The sequence below is a fragment of the Paenalicyclobacillus cellulosilyticus genome (assembly GCF_014647315.1).
GTDB lineage: Bacteria > Bacillota > Bacilli > Alicyclobacillales > Alicyclobacillaceae > Alicyclobacillus_J > Alicyclobacillus_J cellulosilyticus.
Genome location: NZ_BMOY01000147.1, coordinates 1 through 243, shown reverse-complemented (window position 1 = coordinate 243; position 243 = coordinate 1). Strand labels below are relative to the sequence as shown.

Genomic DNA, 243 nt, shown 5'->3' with positions numbered 1-243 from the left:
CATGCAAAAATTCCCGTTATCGAAACCGGAGCAGGCATTGTTCATACATATTTTGATGAAACGGGTGATATAGAAAAAGGTCGATTCATTATTAATAATGCAAAAACAAGAAGAGTTAGCGTCTGCAATGCGTTAGATACCTTAATTATTCATAAAAATAGACTGACCGATTTGCCTAAACTGGTGGAGTTACTAGCAGAAAAAAAAGTTAAACTCTATGCAGACGAAGCAAGTTATTCAATT

The 243-nt window shown here is 34.6% G+C and carries 1 pseudogene; it reads left to right on the top strand.

Going from position 1 to position 243, the window contains the following annotated elements:
• Positions 1-243, top strand: a pseudogene (proA, locus tag IEX97_RS13270) (glutamate-5-semialdehyde dehydrogenase); the annotation flags it as partial.